Source organism: Streptomyces sp. NPDC001902, assembly GCF_042891295.1.
In the GTDB taxonomy this organism is placed as follows: domain Bacteria; phylum Actinomycetota; class Actinomycetes; order Streptomycetales; family Streptomycetaceae; genus Actinacidiphila.
On the sequence record NZ_JBIATA010000048.1, the window covers coordinates 11,494 to 32,792 of the forward strand.

Annotated in this window: 14 protein-coding genes and 3 pseudogenes; 10 read left to right on the forward strand and 7 right to left on the reverse strand. The window is 69.1% G+C overall.

Features of this window, described 5'->3' with window-relative positions; translation table 11 throughout:
- Window positions 1-292: 292 nt before the first annotated feature.
- Window positions 293-5,917, reverse strand: a complete 5,625-nt coding sequence (locus ACFYYN_RS42155; RefSeq protein ID WP_500550013.1) for a GH92 family glycosyl hydrolase — start codon at window positions 5,915-5,917, stop codon at window positions 293-295.
- Window positions 5,918-6,472: 555 nt separating this feature from the next.
- Between ACFYYN_RS42155 and ACFYYN_RS42160 the strand changes: the two genes are divergently transcribed.
- Complete coding sequence (locus ACFYYN_RS42160) at window positions 6,473-6,595, forward strand: hypothetical protein (RefSeq protein ID WP_500550014.1); 123 nt, start codon at window positions 6,473-6,475, stop codon at window positions 6,593-6,595.
- A 581-nt stretch (window positions 6,596-7,176) separates the two neighbouring features.
- On the opposite strand, the gene ACFYYN_RS42165 is transcribed toward ACFYYN_RS42160, so the two are convergent.
- Complete coding sequence (locus ACFYYN_RS42165; protein WP_386997903.1) at window positions 7,177-7,605, reverse strand: MarR family winged helix-turn-helix transcriptional regulator; 429 nt, start codon at window positions 7,603-7,605, stop codon at window positions 7,177-7,179.
- 888 nt (window positions 7,606-8,493) lie between these two features.
- Between ACFYYN_RS42165 and ACFYYN_RS42170 the strand changes: the two genes are divergently transcribed.
- The 5 genes and pseudogenes from ACFYYN_RS42170 (at window position 8,494) to ACFYYN_RS42190 (ending at window position 13,965) form a co-directional block, all read left to right on the forward strand.
- Entirely contained in the window at window positions 8,494-9,387 is an 894-nt protein-coding gene (locus ACFYYN_RS42170; RefSeq protein WP_500550015.1) for an NmrA family NAD(P)-binding protein, read from the forward strand.
- Between the two features lie 71 nt (window positions 9,388-9,458).
- Window positions 9,459-10,291, forward strand: a pseudogene (locus ACFYYN_RS42175) (SDR family NAD(P)-dependent oxidoreductase).
- A gap of 653 nt (window positions 10,292-10,944) precedes the next feature.
- A complete protein-coding gene (locus ACFYYN_RS42180) occupies window positions 10,945-11,934 on the forward strand; it encodes an aldo/keto reductase (RefSeq protein WP_500550029.1) in 990 nt (329 codons plus the stop codon).
- Window positions 11,935-11,941: 7 nt separating this feature from the next.
- Window positions 11,942-12,781, forward strand: coding sequence for a helix-turn-helix transcriptional regulator (locus ACFYYN_RS42185; RefSeq protein WP_386997905.1), 840 nt, complete (start codon window positions 11,942-11,944; stop codon window positions 12,779-12,781).
- A gap of 269 nt (window positions 12,782-13,050) precedes the next feature.
- Window positions 13,051-13,965 (forward strand): SDR family oxidoreductase, encoded by a 915-nt coding sequence (locus ACFYYN_RS42190; protein ID WP_500550016.1) that lies wholly within the window; start codon window positions 13,051-13,053, stop codon window positions 13,963-13,965.
- A gap of 170 nt (window positions 13,966-14,135) precedes the next feature.
- Here ACFYYN_RS42190 and ACFYYN_RS42195 read toward each other — a convergent pair whose 3' ends face one another.
- The gene (locus ACFYYN_RS42195) at window positions 14,136-14,942 is read right to left on the reverse strand and encodes a hypothetical protein (RefSeq protein WP_500550017.1); all 807 of its coding nucleotides are present in this window, start codon (window positions 14,940-14,942) and stop codon (window positions 14,136-14,138) included.
- A 177-nt stretch (window positions 14,943-15,119) separates the two neighbouring features.
- Between ACFYYN_RS42195 and ACFYYN_RS42200 the strand changes: the two are divergent.
- Together ACFYYN_RS42200 and ACFYYN_RS42205 are read left to right on the forward strand one after the other, a co-directional pair.
- Window positions 15,120-15,566, forward strand: a pseudogene (locus ACFYYN_RS42200) (ATP-binding protein); the annotation flags it as partial.
- Window positions 15,567-15,605: 39 nt separating this feature from the next.
- Window positions 15,606-16,064 carry a DUF4279 domain-containing protein gene (locus ACFYYN_RS42205; RefSeq protein WP_500550018.1) on the forward strand — a complete coding sequence of 153 codons (459 nt, stop codon included), beginning with the start codon at window positions 15,606-15,608 and terminating at the stop codon, window positions 16,062-16,064.
- 320 nt (window positions 16,065-16,384) lie between these two features.
- On the opposite strand, the gene ACFYYN_RS42210 is transcribed toward ACFYYN_RS42205, so the two are convergent.
- Window positions 16,385-17,179, reverse strand: coding sequence for a leucine-rich repeat domain-containing protein (locus tag ACFYYN_RS42210; RefSeq protein WP_500550019.1), 795 nt, complete (start codon window positions 17,177-17,179; stop codon window positions 16,385-16,387).
- 459 nt (window positions 17,180-17,638) lie between these two features.
- The gene (locus ACFYYN_RS42215; protein ID WP_500550020.1) at window positions 17,639-18,184 is read right to left on the reverse strand and encodes an IS1096 element passenger TnpR family protein; all 546 of its coding nucleotides are present in this window, start codon (window positions 18,182-18,184) and stop codon (window positions 17,639-17,641) included.
- Between the two features lie 114 nt (window positions 18,185-18,298).
- Between ACFYYN_RS42215 and ACFYYN_RS42220 the strand changes: the two genes are divergently transcribed.
- Complete coding sequence (locus tag ACFYYN_RS42220; protein WP_500550021.1) at window positions 18,299-19,111, forward strand: hypothetical protein; 813 nt, start codon at window positions 18,299-18,301, stop codon at window positions 19,109-19,111.
- 116 nt (window positions 19,112-19,227) lie between these two features.
- Complete coding sequence (locus ACFYYN_RS42225; protein ID WP_500550022.1) at window positions 19,228-19,392, forward strand: hypothetical protein; 165 nt, start codon at window positions 19,228-19,230, stop codon at window positions 19,390-19,392.
- 566 nt (window positions 19,393-19,958) lie between these two features.
- Here the strand turns inward: ACFYYN_RS42225 and ACFYYN_RS42230 are convergent.
- Together ACFYYN_RS42230 and ACFYYN_RS42235 are read right to left on the reverse strand one after the other, a co-directional pair.
- A pseudogene (locus ACFYYN_RS42230) lies at window positions 19,959-20,153 on the reverse strand (TnsA-like heteromeric transposase endonuclease subunit); the annotation flags it as partial.
- A gap of 371 nt (window positions 20,154-20,524) precedes the next feature.
- Entirely contained in the window at window positions 20,525-21,046 is a 522-nt protein-coding gene (locus ACFYYN_RS42235; RefSeq protein WP_500550023.1) for a helicase associated domain-containing protein, read from the reverse strand.
- Window positions 21,047-21,299: the final 253 nt, after the last annotated feature.

Below are 21,299 nucleotides of genomic sequence, written 5' to 3' on the forward strand. Positions count from 1 at the left end.
CGAGTGCGGCTTCCCGGTCGAGTGATCTTCCGTCTTGCCGGGCATGAGGGCAGGGCCTCCTGCACAGCTCGTGGGTGTCGAAGTCCATGAGCAACAGGAGGCCCTGGTGCCGGGAAGGGGCTTTAGGCCTCCTTGTGGCGCCCGGACGCGGCCCAGGCCGCCGGCCGTGCCCGCGATGGCCGTGCGCCGGGCCTGCGCGGGAGCACGGAAAAGCGCCGGTGGGCGGGCCCGTATTCACGGCCCCGCCCACCGGCGGCTTTGATTGGTTCGGCTCAGTCGAACTCGGTTCGGGTCAGTTTTGGTCGGTGACCTCGAAGTGCAGCCGGACATGGGTCGCCGAATCGGCGCCGGCCAGCGTGACACCGGTCGGACCCGGTTTGGCCGCCCCCGGGACGCTGATGGTTGCGCCGTGGATCACTCCGTCGGCGTTCGCGTGCACGGTGATGAAGGCGAGTCCGTCACCGAAGCCGATCCTCACGGCCTCGTTCGGCGCGAACCCGCTGGCGTTGATGACGATCGCCGTGGCGCGCGGCCCTGACGTCGTCGACAACAGCACGTCGGGTCGGTACGTCCGCGCCTGCGGTTCGTCGGTCACCCGGACGGTGGCCGTCGCCGGAGTCCGCGAGGACGTGCCGGCCGCGGTGATGGCGTACCGGCCGGGCTGCGCGTCATCGGACGCCGCCACGGACGCGTGGACCGCACCCGTCGCAGAGGCCTCGACCGTCACGCTGCGCGCCGGGCTGGTGCCCAGCTTGACGGTCACGCGCTCGCCGGCGGCGAACCCGCTGCCGTTGACGGTGATTGCGTCACCGGCCTCGACGGTGGTGGATGCCGACGCCGAGATCGACGGCTGCAGCGCCGCCTTCCCCACGGTCACGGTGAACGTCTCGGTCCTGCTGGACAGCATGTCCCACGTGGTGACGTGCACGGTGTACGTGCCCTGCTGCACGTACGTATGCTCTGCGATGATCGCACCGGACGCGTCGACCGTGGCGTCGGACGGAACCGTGCCGTCACCCCACTGGACGCGGGCCTGGTAGCCCGTCGGGCCGGGAACGCCGCCGGTCACCGAACCGAGGTCCGCCGCGAGAGCCTTCCCCGGGGTGGCCGTCCGGTCCTTGGGAGTGGTGGTCACCAGCGCGGGCGCCGGCGTGCCGTCGTGGGCGACGGCGAACACGTGGATCCGGCCGGCGGAACCGGCGTCGCCGGTCTGCTTGGGCAGGGTCACCGACACCAGCGTCTTGCCCGCCGGGATCTGGAACGGCGTGGTGGCGAACAGGAACGGCTGGGCGCTGTCCCGGCTCGTGCCGAGCAGTCGGTAGGCGGACTTGGCGACGACGATGTTGCCGAAGGACGGCGTGCCGCCTGCGTTGCCACCCAGCGTCCAGTCGCTCATCTGGATCGGGACGGTGGCGGTGCTGCCGTCGCTGAACGTCGCCGTGCCGGTGGTGTTCTGGTTGCCCTGCGTGCCGGCGCCGATGAACGAGATGCTCTTCGCGTCGGACGGCAGGTTGAGCACGAGCGTGCTGCCGTTGCCCGTCGCGTTGTCCGGCTGGCCCGCCGGGGTCTCCGGCAGCGTGAAGTGCAGCGCCGTGCCGGGCACGTCGTGCTGCTGGCCCTGGGTCACGCCGGCCGCCTTGAGAGCGGCACGCGAGTACGCCCAGGACTTGCTGTCGCAGTTCGCGGCGAGCGCACCCTCGTCCCCGATGCAGACGGTGTCGAAGGCGGCGGTGAGGCTGGAGCTCGGCGCGTACGCCACGTCGGCCCCGACCGTGCCCGAGCCCTGGACGGTGCCGTCGGTCACCGTGACGTTCGCCTGGTAGTAACCGGGCTTGGCGTAGGTGTGCGTACCGCTGACGCTGTACACGCCCCGCGAGCTCAAAGCCGTGGTGCCCGTGGTGACCGGCGAGCCGTCACCCCAGTCGACCGTGGCCTGGTAGCCGCTCGCGGTGCCCCCGGTGACGGTGGCCAGGGGTGCCGAGACCGCGACGCCGGACGTCGCGTGCAGCCCGCTGCTCACACCGGCGACCGTGAGGTCGCCGCCACCGAGCTGGACGTCGCCGCCCGCGAGCAGTTCGACCTCGGCGAGGCTGGTCTGCGCGGCGCCGGCGGTCTCCTTCACGACCAGGCGGAACCGTGCGAACTTGCCCGGATTGCCGATCTTGAACGCCCGCGTCTGGTTGCGCGACGGGAACACCTCGCGGTGACGCGAGTCGAGCGTCGTCCAGGTGATCCCGTCGTTGGAGGCCTGCAGCTTCCAGTCCGTCGGGTCGCCCGCACCCGCACCGGAGGTGAGGGTGTAGTACGACGGCCTCTGCTTGCCGCCGCGGTAGACCCAGTCGATCTGGGGCTCGTCGGTGGCGAAGGTCATCTGCGTGGTCGACGAGTCGTCGAACAGCTTCGACGCGTCCTGCCCGTCGCTGGTGGTCGCGGTGCCGAGGCCCGGACCCGTGGTGTCCTGCAAGGGCTTGGGCACGTCTGTGCCCTTGGTCAGCGACGGCGGCGCGTCCTTCTTGCCGGTGCCCCAGGACGACGGCTGCGAGCCCATCGCGAAGTCGATCGTGCCGCCGTGGACGAGCTTGGCCGAGTCGACGGACACTGCGCGCTGGGTCTTGCCGTTGACCTTCACACCCTGCACGTAGACGTTCTTGGTGCTGTTGTCCGGCGCGTTGACAACGATGTCGCCGCTCGTGCGGTGGACGGTCATCTTGGTGAACTGCGGCGAGCCTATGGCCCAGTTGGAGGAGCCGGCCTGCAGCGGGTAGATGCCCAGCGAGCTGAGGATGTACCACGACGACATCTCGCCGTTGTCCTCGTCACCCGGGTAGCCCTGGCCGATCTCGTCGCCGACGTAGAGGCGCTGCAGGATCTCCCGCACGATCGCCTGCGTCTTGGACGGCGCACCGGCGTAGTCGTACATGTAAGGGATGTGGTGCGAGGGCTGATTGCTCATGCCGAGCTGGCCCAGGCGCACCGCCTGCGCCTCGAGCATCTCGTGGATCGTGCCGTTGTACCCACCGGGGTGGTCGGCGTTCTCCGGGGTGGAGAAGAACTGGTCGAGCTTCTGCTCCAGCTGTTTCTGGCCGCCGTAGAGGTTGGCCAGGCCCTGGCCGTCCTGCTGCGCGGTGAACGCGAAGTTCCAGCCGTTCGTCTCGGTGTAGGCGCCGCCCCAGTCGAGCGGGTTGCCGGTGAGGAACGTGCCGTTGGCCTGGCGTCCCTCGAAGAACTCGCTGTCCTTGTCGAAGAGGTTGACGTAGTTGCGGGCCCGCTGGAGGAAGTACGCCGACTCCTCCTTGATCCGCTTGCGGTCGTCCTTCGGCACCGACTTGTCGTCGGCGAGGGCCGCGCCCATGTTGCCGATGCCGTAGTCGTTGATGAAGCCTTCCAGCGCCCACGACACGGACTCGCCGGTGGAGGTGGGCGTGTAGCCGAGGAACAGCCCGTTCTCGATGCCCTTGCGGCCGACCTCGCTGCGGCCGGACGCGACGGTGGCGTCCTTGACCGCCGCCTCGTACGCGGCGAGCGGGTCGGGCACCTTGACGCCGTTGAGGTAGGCCTCGGCCAGTGCGACGTTGGCGCTGGTGCCGGTCATCAGGTCGGCGTAGCCGGGTGAGGACCAGCGGGCTATCCAGCCGCCGTCGCGGTACTGCTGGACGAAGCCGTCGGCGATCTTGGCTGCGACGTCCGGGTACAGCAGCGAGTAGGCGGGCCACACGGTGCGGTAGGTGTCCCAGAACCCGTTGTTGACGTAGATCTGGCCGTCCACGACCTTGGCGCCGGTCTGCGTGGCGGTCGACGTGCCGGTCGGTGCCGACACCGGGCTCGCGTACTGCCAGCGCGGCGCGGCGGCGGTGCCGGTGTTCTCCGACTGCGAGTTCGGGTACAGGTTCAGCCGGTAGAGGTTCGAGTAGAGCGTGACCTTCTGCGTCTCGTTCGCGCTCTGCACCTCGATCCGGCCGAGCCGGTCCTTCCACGTCGCGGTGGCCGCGTCGTGGATCTGGTCGAAGCTCTGCCCGGTGACCTCCAGGCCGAGGTTCTTGCCCGCCTGGTCGACCGAGAGGAACGAGGTCGCGATCCGCAGCGTCACCTGCCGGCTCGCGGAGGTGTCGAAGGTGGCGGAAGTGGCGGAGGTCGCCGTCGGCGCCCGGTCGAAGGTACCGGACACGAACATCCGGCTGCGACCGGCCGACAGACCGCTTCCGTTGTCCACCCAGCCGGTGAAGGTGCCGTCCGTGCCGATGGTGAACGTGCCGTTGTAGAGGACCAGGCTTCCGGTGGCCTGCCCGGACGGGAAGGTGAACTGCATGATGCCACCGTGGTCGGTGGGCGACATCTGCGCCTTCAGGCCGTTCTGCGTGGTGACCTGGTAGAAGTCCGGCCGCGCGATCTCGTCGTCGTGGCTGAAGGCGAGTGCGCGTCCGCTGGGCGCTCCGGTGAGCGAGCCCCCGGCTGGCACCGGCATGACCGACATCTGGTTGCGGTCACCCATCCACGGGCTGGGCTCGTGCGAGATCGCGAGTCCCTGCAGCGTCGGCAGGTTGGCCGCGTTGTTGCCCGCCTGGTAGTCGTACTCCCAGGAGTTGGACGCGGCGTTGGTGACCGGCGTGAAGAAGTTGAAGCCGTTCGGCATCGCCGAGATCGGCAGGTTGTTGCCGCGCGAGAACCCGCCGGACGCGTTGGTGCCGCGCCGGGTGTCGACGAAGTTGGTCAGGCTGGAGCCGTCCACCGGCGTCGGGGTTCCCGACACGGTGACGGCGTCGAGCCAGCCCTGGAAACGCGTCGAGGCGGTGGCCTTGGGGTCGTCGTAGGAGAGCAGGACGCGGTCGATCGTCTTGCCGCCTGCGACCGCCCCGATCTCGGACTGCACCGCGTTCCACTGGTCGGCGTAGAGCACCTTCGACGCACCCTGCCCGGCCGCGGTGAGCGCGTAGCCGTGCTGGTCGACGGGCGAGAGGCCGCTCAGGTAGGTGCCGTCGGTGAAGTGCAGGTCGACGGCCGCGTAAGTGGACGGGTACTGGGTGTCCTTGGCCGTGAACTCGGGGAAGATCTTGTACGACAGCCGGGTCTTGGGTCCGACCGGGATGTCGACGTCGAAGAGCTTGTTGGTCGCGTACGAGCGGCCCTCGGCCCGCGCACCGCCCGAGTACCGCAGCGCGGCCACGCCGGAGAACCCGGCCCCCGGCTTCATGTTGTAGCCGCTGACCGGTCCCGCGCCGGCGACACTGACCATCGGGGTGGCCGGCGGCAGGACGTTCGAGCCGTCGCTGATGTTCCAGTCCGCGAGCTGGAGGATCGAGTCACCGGAGTTCGCCGTGACGTTCAGCCGGTAGAACGCGAAGGCCGTCGTGTTGCTGAAACTGTAGGTGTTGGTGGCGAACCGCCCGCTGAAGCTCACACCCGTCCGCGTGTCCAGGTCGGTCCACGCGCTGCCGTCGTTCGACCCCTGAACGGTGAAGTCCTTGGGGTCGCGGCCCGCCGCGTCGTTCGCGGAGGTCAGCGAGTACTTCACCACCGCCGCGGGCTTGGCCAGCCGGTAGGTCACCCAGCCGGTCTTGGCGAACGCCAGCCACTTGGTCGACGGGTTGGCGTCCTTGACGTTGGAGGCGACTTCCCCGGGCGGGTTGTCGGCGCTGGCGGTCACCGCGCTGACCTGGTCGAGCAGGCTGCCGGGCAGTCCGGTGGAGCTCGATCCGCTCAGGTTCTCCTGGACCGGCTTGCCGCTGCCGTCGACCTCGACGGTGCTCGCCGCGGCCTGCGGGTCGGCCGGCTCGAAGGAGGAACTGAAGTTGCCGGGCGGCGGCGCCGCGGCAACCACCGAGGGTGCGACGGCCAGCAGCCCCACGGGCAACGACAGGGCTATCGCCGCGCCGGCCCATCTTCGCAAGGACAACTGGCGGGCAGAGGGGGAAGGTGACACGGAGGGACCTTTCGTCATTGGAGGTCGGGAGCATCACGTCGGGGCTCGCCGCGGCTCGGTCCTGGACGGCGCCAGGAGGCGGTTCGACCCGGAGAACAGGTCAGTACAGGTCAGAACAGGTCAGTACGAAGCGGGGCCACGATCGCCGACGCGGGGCAGCGACAACCGCCGCGGCCCCACACATGTGTTGGGGCGAAGGTCCTGGATCACGCGGAAGCTCCGTAAAGGGATGGGGGACTCGTAACAGGGCACACCTGCCGTAGATCGCGGTTAGCGTGTTCCTTTCCAGACAACGTTGTCAAGAGTGGAGCGCGTAACCCCCGTGAAATAGCCCGTTCTCCTTCCCGGTTCGCCCGGCCGTGACCGGGCGGGCGAACCGGGGCCCGCGATCGGCCCGCACCCAACCGCCGTCTCCGATCAGTTACTTCGCGGGAGGCTGCGCAGTGACGGGCGGAGCAGGACCGGGCGGCTCGCGCCTGCGGGAGCATCAGTGCATCTTCCTTGATCAGGAGTTACACCGAACGTTTTACACTCCCGGATCCCACCCGTTCCATCGTGCTGTCCGGCAGTCGGCGGCTGCCCGCCCCGCTGCCCGACGACCACCTCCACGGCGTCCTCGACCAGCTTCCCGGGACACGCAACCAGCTCAGCTTCGCGCTGGCCGCCGTCACGCCCTGAGCACCCACGACCAGCGCGGACTGCTGCTCGACGATGCGGACCGCAGCCGGGGCCGCCTCATCGTCCGCCGCCCCGGACGGCTCCACCACACCGTCTACCTGGACGACGTCACCTTCCGCCTCCTCACCCGGTGGCTGACCGAACGGCATCGGAGATGGCCGGTCACCACCAACCCCCACCTGCTGGTCACCGCGCGGACCGACCACGGACGACTCCCACCCCCAGGTCAGCTCACAAGCCATCACCAAGGCCCTGCGCCGTCCTGGCCTGCAGATCACCCGCCTGCGTGTGGACCGCATCCTCGACGAAGCGAAATACACCGGGGATCCAGTCCATCTCATCCGACTCTTCGGTCTGTCCCCCATCACGGCTATGAGATACCTCCGAGCGGCCCACCCTGCGGGCACACGCCCCGATCCCATCGTGTGACTAGTTCACCGACAGGGTGAATCCGCAGGCAGGCGGCCCGACTGTTGCGGCAGGGACCGCTACGAAGATCACGTAGCAGGAGCTCCACGACGACCAGGATCCTGCATCCAGGAGCGCAGCGTAGACGACGGCGGACGACGCCGATGTGGGGGTCAGAGAACCTTTTCGGGAACGAGCTTGGGCAGAATTGCAAGCAGCGACTGCCGCTCGGCCGGGGCGAGGACAGAGAGGAATTCGTCCTCCATCTCACGGATCGCGGCCTGGGTTGTCGCGTGGAGCACGCGGCCCTGGTCGGTGATCGAGACCGTGTGGGACCGGCGGTCCGCCGCGTCGCGCTTTCGGGCGATCAGCTCACGCTTTTGGAGCCGGTCGAGCAGCGTGATCAGTCGCGTCTTGTCGTGCTTGATCTCGCGCGCCAGCGTCAGCTGGTTCGGTGCGGGGCCGCGAGAGAGTCGGTCCAGGACGATGTACTCCCACATCGTCAGCTCGTTTGCGGCCAGCAGTGGCGCCTCCGCCTCAACCAATCGGTCAGTGACCCAGGCGAACAGCGCACCCAAATCTGCGCGATCTGAATCTGACATGCGGTGAGTGTACCGTCACTTGAGATTATCTCAAACATAGATGATCTGACAAAGTTTACTATTTGGTACCCCAGTCGACGGAACGGCCGAAGCACTCGCGCGGGATATGCCGCCGACGCGGGGGGTTGTCCCTATGTCTTTGGTCAAGCCATCTGGGCGCCCGCAGGGGTCTCCCTGAGGAGCGTCCGTCGCCCGTGGCAGTGCCGGCCCGGTGTATTCATAAGTCCAGTTGATCGAAGCCGCCAGGACATGGTGATGAGTGTTCTGAGCTGCGATAGTTGGCGCCGCACCAGGTGAATGGGCTTGCTAGCCGCAGGGGGTGCGAGTGGAACGGATCACTGAAGACCAGGCCGCGCGGCTGGTCGGTTTCGTGTCGGCGCGTATCCCCGAAACGGCTCCGCTTCCCGAGGCGAAGCCAGACGCACGGCTGCAGCCCCGCGTCTGGCTGCAGACAAACAGATCGCGGCGGTGCGCTTCCACCGGGCCGCTCCGCCTGCAAGCGGGGCAACGACCGATTTGGCAGCCGCCGCATGGAAGGTGCTCAAGCCTCTCACCAGCGGTCCGTCGATGCCTCCGCCCGGTGACACCACCCCCCGGATCATCAACAACAGGAGGGGGAAGTCATTCCGAGCCCGAAGGCCGGAGACCCCATTGCGGAGCCACGAAAGAGGTAACGGGGGGCCGCGAAGGGCGACGGCCATGCCGGGCGAAGGGCGCCGTGCAGGCCGGGGTCGATACGGACACCCCGGCAAGTCCGAGCCTGCGGGCGGCGCTGCGAGCAACGCCCTCGTCGCATCGCGGCGCCGCGCGCCCGGCATGCCGCCAATGTGGCCTGCGCTCGTAGACTGTCTTCTTGACGGATGATGTGCTCTTGCTTACCGTATATGCGTGAATACCATCACGGTTTTCGGAGCCACAGGTCACATCGGGTCTGCCACTGTCCGTCGCCTCGGCGAGTCGGGCGCGTCTGTGCGGGCGGTGGTGTGGCGAACGCCGGCTGACACGCGGATCGAGGGAGCGGCCGCCGTGGTGCGGGCCGATCTACTCGATCCCCAAGCCATCGCCGCCGCCGTCGAGGGATGTGACAGCGTGCAGGTGATCTTCCCCTTGTCCCCGGTCGCGGAGGACCCGGGCGCGGTGACGGCGACCCTCGCCGAGTCGCTGGTCCAGGGCCTGTCCGCCTTCCCCTCGCTCCCGGTCCTGGTCATCTCGGACTACGGAGCCCAGACCCCTTCCGGCACCGGTATCCCGGCCCTCTTCCATCAGATCGAGGTGCGCCTGGGCGAGCTGCCGAACCCGCTGACGTTCGTGCGGTCGGCCGAGCACATGCACAACTGGGCACGCCAGGTGCCGGTGGCGCTGAAGACGGGGACGCTCGCGAGCCCGCACCAGCCGCTGGACAGGCCATTGCCGATGGTCCACGCCGCGGATGTCGGCGCGATCACCGCCGACATCCTGCTCTCGGCTCCGCCGCAGGCCGGATCGCCGCGGGTCGTCCATGTGGAGGGGCCACGCCGCTACACCGCGCGGGAGGTCGCCGCCGCGCTCGCTGCGGTCACCGGCACCGACATGACCGCCCAGGAGCTCCCGCGCGAGGAGTGGGAGCCCACTGTGACCGCTGCCGGTGCGACACCGGCGTTCGCCAGGCTGAACGCGGAATTCTTCGACGCGCACAACAAGAGGCTCGTCGACCCGCCGGCCGGAGCGGACGTCCGCCACGGAAGCACCCCGCTCAACGACGCCTTGGCCTTCGCGATCAACAACTCCAGGGCCGGCCGATAGCCCGCACGGTGCCGAGGGCTCCCAACCGTGGGAGATAAAGCTCACGTTCCTTCAAGCCAAGGCAGAAGACCATGACGACCACACCCGACCGCAAGGTCATCCTGATCACCGGGACCTCCAGCGGTTTCGGCAACCTCTCGGCCCAGGCTCTGGCCCGTGCAGGTCACACCGTGCATGCAGGCATACGGGACACCATGAGCCGCAATGTCCCCGCGATGCAGGCGCTGGAGGACCTCCGCTTCGACGAGGGCATCGACATCCGGGGAATCGACCTGGATGTCCAGTCCCAGGAGTCCGCGGACAACGCTGTTCAACAGATCGCGGCCGAGCACAAGCGTCTCGATGCGTCAATGTCCTGGGCGCCCAGCGGGTCAACCGCGCTGCACTGCCGCACCTGCGCCGTCAGGGCCACGGACATCTCGTGTGGGTGAGCTCCACCAGCGCCCGGGGCGGCTGTCCGCCCTTCCTGGCGCCGTACTTCGCCGCCAGGGCCGGCATGAACGCGCTGGCGGTCAGCTACGGAGCCGAGCTGATCCGTTTCGGGATCGACACCACCATCATCGTGCCCGGCGCCTACCCGTCGGGCACCAACCACTTCGCCCACGCCGCTACGCCCGCCGACACCGAACGCGCGCCCGCCTACGAGGACCTGTACGGCGAGACCATCCGAACCGTCCCCGACCGCCTGGCCGCGCTCTTCCCCAAGGACGCCTCCGCCCACGAAGTCGCCGACGCCATCGTCAAGGCCGTCGCCGCACCCCCAGGTGGCCGCCCCTGGCGCGTCCACATCGACCCCAGCCACGACGGCAGCGAGGTCGCCTGGGCCGTCGGAGACCGTATCCGCGCCGAATTCCTCACCAATGCCGGCCTGGGCGACCTCCTCACCCCCAACAGCCACCGCTGAACAGCCCCGCGACGCCCACCGGTCGGTGAGCCCAGGGAGCGCCCCGGACAGCTGTCGCTTCTCCTCCAGCGCGAGCACCGGCACACCTCCCCAACGCGGGCTTCGACGACATCGGACCACGCCACTGCGCTGTTCTGGAGCGTGTGCGAACCGGCTGCCGTGTCCGGTGCAGCAATGGCAGCCGTCTCACGGACATCGGACCACGCCACTGCGCTGTTCTGGAGCGTGTGCGAACCGGCTGCCGTGTCCGGTGCAGCAATGGCAGCCGTCTCACGCTGTTCGGCGAGCTCGCGGCGCTGGGCCACGTCGAGCCGCGAACCAGTTCCGGCGGCCCGCGGGTCGCGATGACCCGGCTCAGTGCACGCGGGCGATCTCGACAACGGGCGGGCCAGGAGCTGGCCGATCGGGAGGATGCGCGCGGGCCGATCCAGAGCGGACCTCCATGCGACGTTCAAGGAGGTGTGCGCGGATGTGGTGGAACAGCAGAGCGTGAACGGGTCCGCGTCGTCCGCCACGGCCGATCCGGCGGACGGCGCGTGAGGTGTCCGCAGGGTCGTCCTAGCAGGACGAGGGAACTCACGCAGAACTGGCAGATCCTCTTCTCAAGGCCGCCGAACGACGGCGGCCGATCACGGCAGGAGAACGACATGAGCATGAACAAGCACGCAGTCGGCACTCAGGGCCTGGTGACCTCGGTCGAGGGCCTGGGCACCATGGGGATGACGGCGATGTACGGCACCCGGGACGACGAGGAGTCGACGAAGACCCTGCACCGGGCGGTCGAACTCGGCGTCACACTATTCGACACCTCGGACTTCTACGGTCCCTTCACCGGTGAGGAACTGGTCGGGCGCGCCCTGGCGCCGTACCGGGACCAGATCGTGCTGGCCACGAAGTTCGGCGGGGTCACCCTGGACGACGATGGGAACATCGTCGGCGGACCCAACGGCAGGCCCGACTACATCCGGCGTTCGCTGGAGGGCTCGCTGCGCCGGCTCGGCACGGACCGCATCGACCTGTACTACCAGCACCGTGTCGACCCCAACGTGCCCGCGGCGGAGACCTTCGGCGCCCTGGGCGAGCTCGTTGCCGAGGGCAAGGTGCGCTACCTGGGCATCAGCGAGGCGTCCGCCGAGACCATCCGCGCGGCCCACGCCGCGGCCCCGCTGTCCGCGGTGCAGACCGAATTCTCGCTGTTCACCCGGACCGTGGAGACCAACGGTGTGCTCGACACGGTGCGCGAGCTGGGCATCGGCTTCGTCGGATACTCGCCTCTGGGCCGCGGGATGCTGACCGGCACCCTGCGCTCGGTGGCCGACCTGCCCGCGGACGACTTCCGCCGCACCGCCCCCCGCTTCAGCGAGGAACACTTCAACCACAACCTCGGCCTGGCCGACCGCGTCCGCGCCATCGCCGAAAAGGCCGGTGTCACCCCCGGACAGCTGGCCCTGGCCTGGGTGCTCGCCCAGGGCGCCACCGCCATCCCCGGCACCAAGCGGCGCCCCTACCTTGAGGAGAACGCCGCTGCCGCATCGATCGTCCTGGACGACGCCACGCTGGCCTTGCTCAACGAGGCCATCCCGGCCGACGAGGTGGCCGGCGCACGCTATGTCCCGCAGGCCATGCAGGCCGTCCAGGAGTGACGAACCGATGAACCAGGGTGAACTGGGCCGCTTCCTGCGCGCCCGGCGAGAGGCGCTCCTGCCGGCCGACGTCGGGCTCGTCCCCGGCGGCCGGCGCCGCGCCACGGGTCTTCGGCGGACCGAGGTCGCCCTGCTGGCCGACGTCTCCGCGGACTACTACGAGCGCCTGGAGCAGGGGCGCAACGCGCACCCCTCCGAGGCGATGGTGGGCTCGCTGGCCAGGGCACTGCGCCTGTCGGTGGACGAACGGGACCACCTGTACCGACTCGCCGGGTACGCACCACCGGCACGCGGCGCGGGAAGCGGCTACGTCGATCCGGCGATGATGTTCCTGCTGGACTCCTTGACCGGGGTGCCCGCACACGTCACCGACGACCTCAACACCATGCTGGCGCAGAACCGGCTCAGCCGGGCCCTGGTCGGTTCATGGGAGGTGGGGGACGACAGGGACGGGAACGTCACCTGGCGGTGGTTCACCGACCCCGCCTCCCGAGCGCTCAACGCCCCCGAGGAATACGAGGCGATCGGCCGCGGTTACGCGGCCGACCTCCGGGCGAGCACCGGACGACGCGGCGAGGACCCCACGGCCGCGCGCCTGGTGAGTGAACTGCTGCGCGGCAGCGAGGAATTCACCCGCTACTGGCACGAGATGGCCGTCGAGCCGCTCCGGTCCACCCGCAAACAACTGATCCACCCGCAGGCTGGCTCGCTGGACGTGCAGTGCGACGTCGTCCTCAGCACCACCACGGGCCACCGGATGGTGATCTTCCGCCCGCAACCCGGCTCCACCACCGCGGAGAGCTTCGCCTTCCTTGGCGTACTCGGCACTCAGGAATTCACCACCTGACACCCCGTCACTGATGCGGCGCGGCCGAGGAAACCGGCCAGCACTCCACCATCAGGACCGTCGCCGCCTCAACCGAGACGCACTCCGGGGATCGCCGGTCCTTCGGCAACCGGCCTCCGCACCTGCCTCGACACCCGTGCCGACGCATCAACACCATCCACGTCAGCCCTCCCGCCACCCAAGGGCGACTACTCAGAGTCCCCGGCCGGACGCGGTGGGTGCCTTCGCCTTCGTTATGGGCGCCCCGACTTCACCTGAAAGGACACACCATGTCTTCCGTCATCCTGATCACCGGCGCTTCGACCGGGATCGGCAACCTCACCGCCCGAGAACTCGCGGCCCGTGGACACACCGTGTACGCCAGCATGCGCAACGTCGACACACGCAACGTCCAGCATGCCGAGGAACTGATCGAATTCGGTCTCAACACCGGGCACAACCTGGATGTGGTGGAACTCGACGTCCAGTCCCAGGCGTCGGCCGAGGCCGCAGTGGCCACCATTGTGGAGCGCGAGGGCCGCCTGGACACCGTGGTGCACAACGCGGGCCACCTCTTCCTCGGCTACGTCGAGGCGTTCACCGCCGAAGACGTCCAGCACCTCTTCGACATCAACGTGGTCGGCATACAGCGCGTCAACCGCGCCGCGCTTCCCCACATGCGCTCCCGCGGATCAGGCACCCTGCTGTCCGTCGGCAGCACCACCTCGGCGGTCCTGCCGCCCTTCATCGGCCCCTACGTCGCGTCCAAGGCCGCCGGCGACGCCCTGGCCCAGGTCACGGCCTACGAGGTCAACGAGTTCGGCATCGAGACGACCATCGTGATGCCCGGCCCCTTCACCGAAGGCACCTCGCACTTCCCCAACGCCAGCCAGGCCAGCGACAGCGAACGCGCCGCCGCGTACGGCGTGTTCGAGCCGATGCTGAACCGCTACGAGGAGGCGACCAACGGCCTCTTCCCCGCTGGCGTCGACGCCAACCCCAAGGCAGTGGCCGAGGAGATCGCCAGGATCCTCGGCCTCCCCGCCGGCACTCGCCCCTTCCGATCCGTCGTTGACTTCGCCGACGGCCGCGCCGACGAGGTCAACGACATCGGCCACAAGGCGTCCGAGGAGTACCTGCGCCGCATGGGTTACGAAGAACTTCTCAAGGTCAAGAGCCGCACCAACGCGACCGACGCGGCATAGGACGGACCCCCCGCCCCGTTCGCCGATACCTCTGGCCTTCGGCAGGTGGACGAGCAGGATCGTGTTTGGAGCTCCAAAGCTGCGGGAGCGGGCGGGGGCGGTAGCGCGAGGCCACAGCTGTTCAGCGAAAGCGGCGGCGGCCGCCACCGTACCCGGACCGAAACGCGCGTTCAGCGTCCACGACCGGCTCGACGCGCAGACGGGTCCACGGCCCGCAGCGCGAGGCGGGCGACGAGCTGCTTGTACAGCTCCTTGGATTCGGCTTCCTTCCGCGGTTGCGGCACCACGGTTGGCGGGTCGGTGGCCTTGTACCGGTAGCCGGTCGCGGACGGGATCACGTCCTGCCCGGGCAGGTCCACATCCACCATCAACTCACGCGACTCCGGCGCATACGCCAGCCGCCACGCCCGGCGCAGCCCCGCCGGATACCCACAGCCGGCCAGCACGCCCTCCACCGCTTCCACGAATGCCGTCGCTCCGTCGGCCAGCACCTGCTCCACCGCGCCGCGGTGCTTATGCAGGCCGGGGGAGCGGTCCACGAGCACCCTGCCCAACCCCGCCCCTCGTGCCTGCACCTCGCCGGTCCGCTTCAGCGCCTCGGCCTTCAACTGTTCGACCTGCTCCAGTTTGGCCAGCCGAGCCGCCTGCTGCACGCGTCGCGCCCGCTCCTTCTCCTTCTGCGCGGCCTCCTTCTCCCGCGCCGCCTGCCGACGAGCCAGATCCCGCTCGACCTGCTCCACCTTCCGCTTACGCTCCGCCTCCTGCTGCTTCTTCGCCCTCTGCGCCGCCACCCACCGCTGCGCCTGCTCCCGCTCCTGCTTGACCGCTTCCCGCTCCTTGCGCAAGCGCTCCTGCTCCGCGGCCCGGGCCCGGCGAGCCTCCTGCTGCTGCAGCCGCGTTTCCTCGGCGGCCTTGGCCTTCTTCGCTTCCTGGTAGGCCTGCAACAACTGAGCGGTCAAGGACTTCTTGCGAGCCACGGCGCCCCCCTCAGACCCGTCGTGTCACCTGCCGGAAAGCCATGCCCGTCCCACAAGAGCAACAATCCCTGCATCGCACTGGTCGATGGCCGTGACGACTGACCGTTGCTGGTGGTCGGCCGTCCCCGTCCATGCGCGACCACGACCTCGTACGCCGGCACACCGTCGCGGCGACGCTGCTGGACCGGCGACTCCGGCACCGGCAAGACCCACCTGCTGATCGGCCTCGGCTCCGCCGCCGCAATGGCCGGCTTCCGGGTCCGCTACGCGCTCGCCGCCCGCCTGGTCAACGAGCTCGTCGAAGCGGCCGACGAAAAACAGCTGACCAAGACCATCGCCCGATACGGCCGCGTCGATCTCCTCTGCATCGACGAACTGGGCTACCTCGAACTGGACCGCCACGGCGCCGAGATGCTGTTCCAGGTTCTGACGGAAAGGGAGGAGAAGAACAGTGTTGCGATCTCCTCGAACGAATCGTTCGGAGGCTGGACCAAGACCTTCACCGACCCCCGGCTCTGCGCGGCCATCGTCGACCGCCTCACCTTCAACGGCACCATCATCGAGACCGGAACCGGGTCCTACCGCCTCGCGCAGACCAAAGCCAGGCAGCAGGCGAGGAAATAGAGTCAGGCGGCCGTGCGGCTACGTCGATAGTCTCCGCGGGTGTCGTTGACTCAGTACGTCTACTTTGCCATCTCCAGCGTGGGCACCACTGCCGACGAGATCACCCAACTGCTTGGCGTGGAACCGGACGAGGTCACGGTGCGGGGAAGTCTAACCACCTCACCTCACACCATCCCGTTCTGTCACTGCTGGAAGGTTTTCTGCCGCGAGCCCGGCCTGCCAGTCGATGAGCAGATCGACCAGGTCATCGGCAGGCTCCGGCCCCGCATGGAGGCGCTCACCAATCTGACAACCCGTCTCGCAACCGAGGAGGGCCCCGGGGGCGCGATTCTGCAGGTCCACCGCTACTTCAACCGGCATGACAAGCAGCCCTCCGGCTCGCCGGACGACACGAACCTCTTCGGCTGGCACCTGGACCGCGCGGTGGTGGACTTCCTCGCCGCAACCGGCGCAGATCTGGATGTCGGCGAATACGACATGACGCCCAGCGACGACTGACACCGCCCCCTTCAAAGCGGGGCCACTACAGACCGGAAGCGGGGCCACTCCGGGCCGGAACACAAGGGCCCGTCGCAGCAAGCCGGGGCCAGTTCAGACCGGAAAAGTGAGGCCATACCAAACCGTTAACGCCAGGCTCGCAGGCGGCGGCCGCGGAACACGTCGCCCAACACCTGGGCCTGCGCCGTGTCACCTTCGCCGTCGACGACACCGTCACCCGCCTGCGCGCTCACGGCGACGAACTCCTCAGCGAGGTGGCGCGGTACGAGGACAGCTACCGGCTCTGCTACGTCAGGACTTCGGGGCCCGGGTGACGACGGTCAACGCGACGGGGGCTGTTCGATCACCCCGCCCCGATGAGGCCTAGGGATGTAGCCCTTCGCCCCAGGTGGCAGCGCGTCGAGGCACGCCTGGGAGCAGGCGTTGACCAAGAGCGGCAGGACGTCGGTCGCCACCACCTGGGAGACCCAAGCCTGGTGAGGGCCCGTCGGCGCGATCGGCCCGGTGCAGACACTGCAGGTGCGGGCCGCGGTGGTGCCCCAGCGGTAGGGATCCAGGCTGTCGAGGTCCAGGACCGTATCGCCGGGCGGGAGGAGCCGCGGGAAAGGCGGCCGGTACTTGTAGTTGCCGTAGATCGAGCGCGTGCTCACCGTGCTGTTCGCCAGCCGAGCGCACCGCGTCATTTCGTACGGGAACCAGTGCAGCCGTCGCGAGGTGTACGGGCTGAACTGTTCCATGCTCGCCATGTCGCCGATCTCCGGAGGTATCCGCACCAGGTTGCTCCCGTACAGCACAAGGGTCCGCACCGCCGTCAGCCGCCCGATCGACGCCGGCAGCGTCACGATCTGCCGCCGCTCATCAGGGCTCAGCTCTGGCAGCGGGCGGAATTCCTCCCGCCCGTCGGCCGCCGCCTCTTCGATCAGCTCCAGCAATCGGAGCCAGCCCGGAGCACTGGTGTCCTGAATCTCGGCGTGGAAGGACGTCATCGCGCCGGGAGAACTCACCCGAACCTGGCTGAAGCAGTGGCACCTGTCCTGCGGCACACCAGGCCGGGAGTTCACCGCCTCGGGAAAACGGTTCGGGAAGACCCGTGCAGGGGGTTGTTCGTCCGTCATGGCGCAACGATAGGGACGCGGCGTCTGCCACGGCACCATCCGAACACCAGTGAACGCAAACGACCCCTGGCCAAGTGGGGGCTCCTTGGCTATGGCCGGCGGACGAGGACAGCCGTGCTGGACGGTCGTAACCGATCAGGCTGTCATGAGCCGTTCCACAGGCCCAGCCGTCGCAGACGGCGTTGTCGGTGCGCTCATACAGAGCTGTGAGCCCGAAGATTCCGCCGAGCAGGAGGCCCCCCACCGGCGCGATGACGAACACAGATGACTGGACTCCCGGTAGTACCAGGAAGTAGGCACCCCAGGCCGTTCCTGCCAGGAGGGTCAGGAGCAGCGGGTGCATGACGGGCGTGTGGGGGTGTGATGGGTGGTTCGGGGGTCGGGGTCCGGGGTCGGGGGGCTGGTTAGGCTCGGTGGATGGTTGTTCGCGGGTGATCCGCGGAACGAGCTGGCTGGAGGTCATCCGCGCCGGTGTTCGCCCCACCAGGGAAGGATTGGAGGCAGGTCGCTGAGCCCGCGCTCTGGCCGCTTCGGCATCGGAGAGTGGCCGTCGTCTCCGTCCCAGCGGCGTGCGTATTGGTCGGGGAGGCTGCCCCAGCCCCAGTAGGGAACCGGGTGGTCGGGGATCTCGCCAAGTTCGTCGAGTGGATCGATGCGCTTGTTTGTCACTGTGCACAGGTGGGCCCAGTCATCGCCCATATCGAAGACGTAGGCGAACTGCTCGCCGGCCTGCAGCCTGCTCAGCTTGGTGGCATGGCCATCCATGGTGCCGTCCGGGGCCTCGCCGTCCCACCAGTCCAGGGGGCTGACCCGGGTCCCGTTGGACAGCGTGAACAGGTGCAAGTGGGCCAGGTCCCAGCGGCCGAAGGCGAGATCGATGGCCGTGGCGAACTGAGCGAAGGAGTGCGAGCGCGCGGCGGCCAAGACCCGGCCGGGGCGAGGCCACAGATCTGCTCCGTGCCCGGAGACCAGTTCCACCCGGATGGACAGCCAGGTACGTGCCACGGCCTCAACTCCTTCATGTGCCAGGTCCGCGCGAGCCGGTACCGAGGCTACCGGGCAGCGCCGCCAGCGTGCGTGCGATCATGCTGGTCGCGGGTGTGGAAGGGGAGGGGTGGGATGGCCGGAGTATGGGTGACGGTGTGTCTGCCGGCTGAGGCCGCGGATGATATTCAGGGGGCGCTTGCTCGGGCTGTCGCGCCTTTCTACAGCGACACGGACGACAATCCCGTGGAGCGTGGGATGTGGGACGAACGTCGTATCCAGGGTGGGAGCGACGGTCTGGGTTTCGCGGTCGCCTCCGGCTACGAGGGCGACCCGCGACTCATCCATGACGACCCCGGGTATGACGGTGGGCTACGTCCGAGCGTTCCGGGCGTGTGTGCCGGAGGACCGCGGGCCCTGCTGGACTTCTCCCAGCCCCACCTCGCGTCCGAGCGCGCGGCCGCCGCGTCCTGGGACTTGTGGCACAGCCTGGTCGCCCTTCACCCGCCGGCCGCTCCTCTCGCGACCTTTGTGGAGCGCTGGTGGAACGATCCGCAGGCCTTTCCGGGTGACCGGTGGGGGGACGAGATGCTCGCCGCCTACCGGGCCCAGCCGCTGATCGCGGCGTACCTGGACCATCCCTTCAGCCTCCGGATGGGCTTTCTGGCCTTTTTCGGACACGACGATCCCGAAGAGCATCCTGTGATCGGTTTCCAGGGAACGCGCGCCGAGTACATCCGTCGCTTCACCTCCCCCGATCCGAGGGACACGGACGTGCTCACCGTGGACGGCTGGTGGCTGGAAGGCGGCAGTTACGCCGTCCACGCCTCGTGCCACCCGGACCATTGCCCTCACGACCGTCCGGAACCTGTGTGGCCGGGCAGCGAGGCGTACCTCGCCGGCCTTCCCGGCGACACGATCCTCGTCCGGCTCCGCTGCCACGCCTGACCCGCACGCGGTCGAACTTGCGGCCACCGATCCTCCTGCCGTGGCGTACTTCGCGGCCCCTCTCCTACGCTCGGGCTGCTTCGTGCGGGGGAGCACACAGTGCAGGAAAGGAAGCGATGAGCGAGGGGACGGCCGCGGCCGACTTGGAGGTGTTGGCCGTCGGGCTTGCGGACCCCGACGGTGACGTGGACGCCCTCCGGGAGGTGGAGAAGCGGCTGGCGGTCCGCCGGGTCCGCCGCCGGGCCGGCCGGTACCCATCACTGAGCAGGGCCGCCGCATGAGCACGACTTCATGATCACGCGCCGAAGGCGGCGCTGTTTGCCTGGCGGCCGATGGTCTCAAAGGTGCGTGATGGCCAGCCGTCGTGCGCAGACTCCGACTACGGGCGGGTCGAGTGTCGCCGGGCGGCGCGCAAGGCCCGCCGCCAGCGGGGCGCGGACCGCAGCGGAGGCTTGAGTTCCCGGGTGCCGGACGGGTCTGCGGCCCAGTGGGCACGTTGTCTCCAGGCGCGGGGCATGTCCGACCAGGACATATCCGACCGCTCTGGGATATCGGTCACGCTAGTCCGCCGCCTACCGCGGGACCGACCAGCCCATCGCCCGCACCACGCCGCGCCCGGTCTGGCCCTTGCCACCGCGGCGGCTTGGCTGCTGGCCGACCTGGAATGTGCCGGATGGCTGGCCACCCACCTTGCCCGGCCGCTTGGCCGTTCATCCCTGTACCGTCACTGCCGTCCGCGAACGGCGTTCCCGGCTCCGCCTCGACCCGGTCAGTGAGGGCGTCCGCCGCATCGACGCCGCCCGGGTGTGCACCCTCGCCCACCGCCGCGCCGCACATCGCCGTGGCACACCAGCCGCACCGGCCGCCCGGCCAGGCCGGGCACCTGCCGGTCGCGGTCCAGCAGCATCAGCTGGGTACACATCGCGGCCGAGCCGTGCAGCACGTGCCGGCCGGTCGTCGCCGACCACCGCCAGCCCGGGCCCCACCGCCTGCCCGGCACGACGGGGAACGCCGCCACCGGCGGCAGCTCCTCCAGCCGCACACTGCCGACCGTCTCGGTCCAGCGCTGCTGGACTGATCGGCAGTGGCTGCTGCTCCCGGCGCAGGAACCACGGGTCGTCGGGGTACCAGCCGGTCTCGCGGATCTGGTGCAGTGCCCGCCACCGGACCCGGTTGACGGAGCCCGTCCACCGCGACAGCACACCGGAATCGAGCGCGATCAGCTCGGCCAGCCAGGACCGCCCGACCCGCACCCCCAACTGGTGGCAGTACGCGTTGTCCGCGGTGCGGATCCGCACCGCCCTGCCCGCGTCGTGGCTGCCGGTCCACACCAGGTCCTGCAGCACCGGATCCACCCGGGTGCGGCCGCTGTTGCCTACCGTGATGCGCGCGTGGGGCTCGTTGGGACTGCTGTTATATCCAGGCCAGCGAGATTCTCGGCTGCGGTCTGCGAGCCAGCCCGCGCCCGCGCCTGCGTCTGCGCTTGTGTCTGCTTCTGTGATCTCGGACCGAGGCCAAGGCCTGGCCTTCGAGGAGGACGCGTTGGCCGGGGTGGAGCCGGTGCCAGGTGCTGTGTTGTTGTTCGAGCCAGCGGCGGGTTTGTTCGGGGGTGGGTGCGCCGGGCCACCAGCTCGCGCCTTCGGGCAGGCCGCTGTGGTAATTGCGGACGGCGTGCCAGTCCCGTTGCCAGGCAGTGGGCCAGGGCGGGCACCAGTTGGGGTCAAGTGCGGCGAGTTGGCGGCCGCCGCGGGTGAGGTGGCCGGCTTTGCGTTGGCGGGTGCGTTGTGTGGTGAGCCACTGGCCAAGGGGGAAACCGGCCGCAGTGTCCGGCACCGCGCTGTGCTGTGCTGGGTCACACTGGTGAGAGGAAGCCTGGACAGCGCAGGGGAGGATGAGCGCCGCGACCGCCGATCGTTGCGGGCCGTGGACTGTCACGGCGGGCCCGGGAAGTGACCAGCTGGGCGAGAACGGACTCCACCACGGCCTGCCGCTCCTGGGCGTTGAGCCCAACGAGCAGCTGATTCATGTTCCGGGCTGATTGCGCCGCGAACCGCTCCGGGGCGACGAGCGGCACCATGTCGGGCGGAACCAGGCGGAAGATCACGTCACGATCGGACTGTCCCGGCGTCGCGGAGTACGAGACGAGTGACCCCGATCCGCTGAGGAGTGCGCTGCGCGGGCGAGGGAG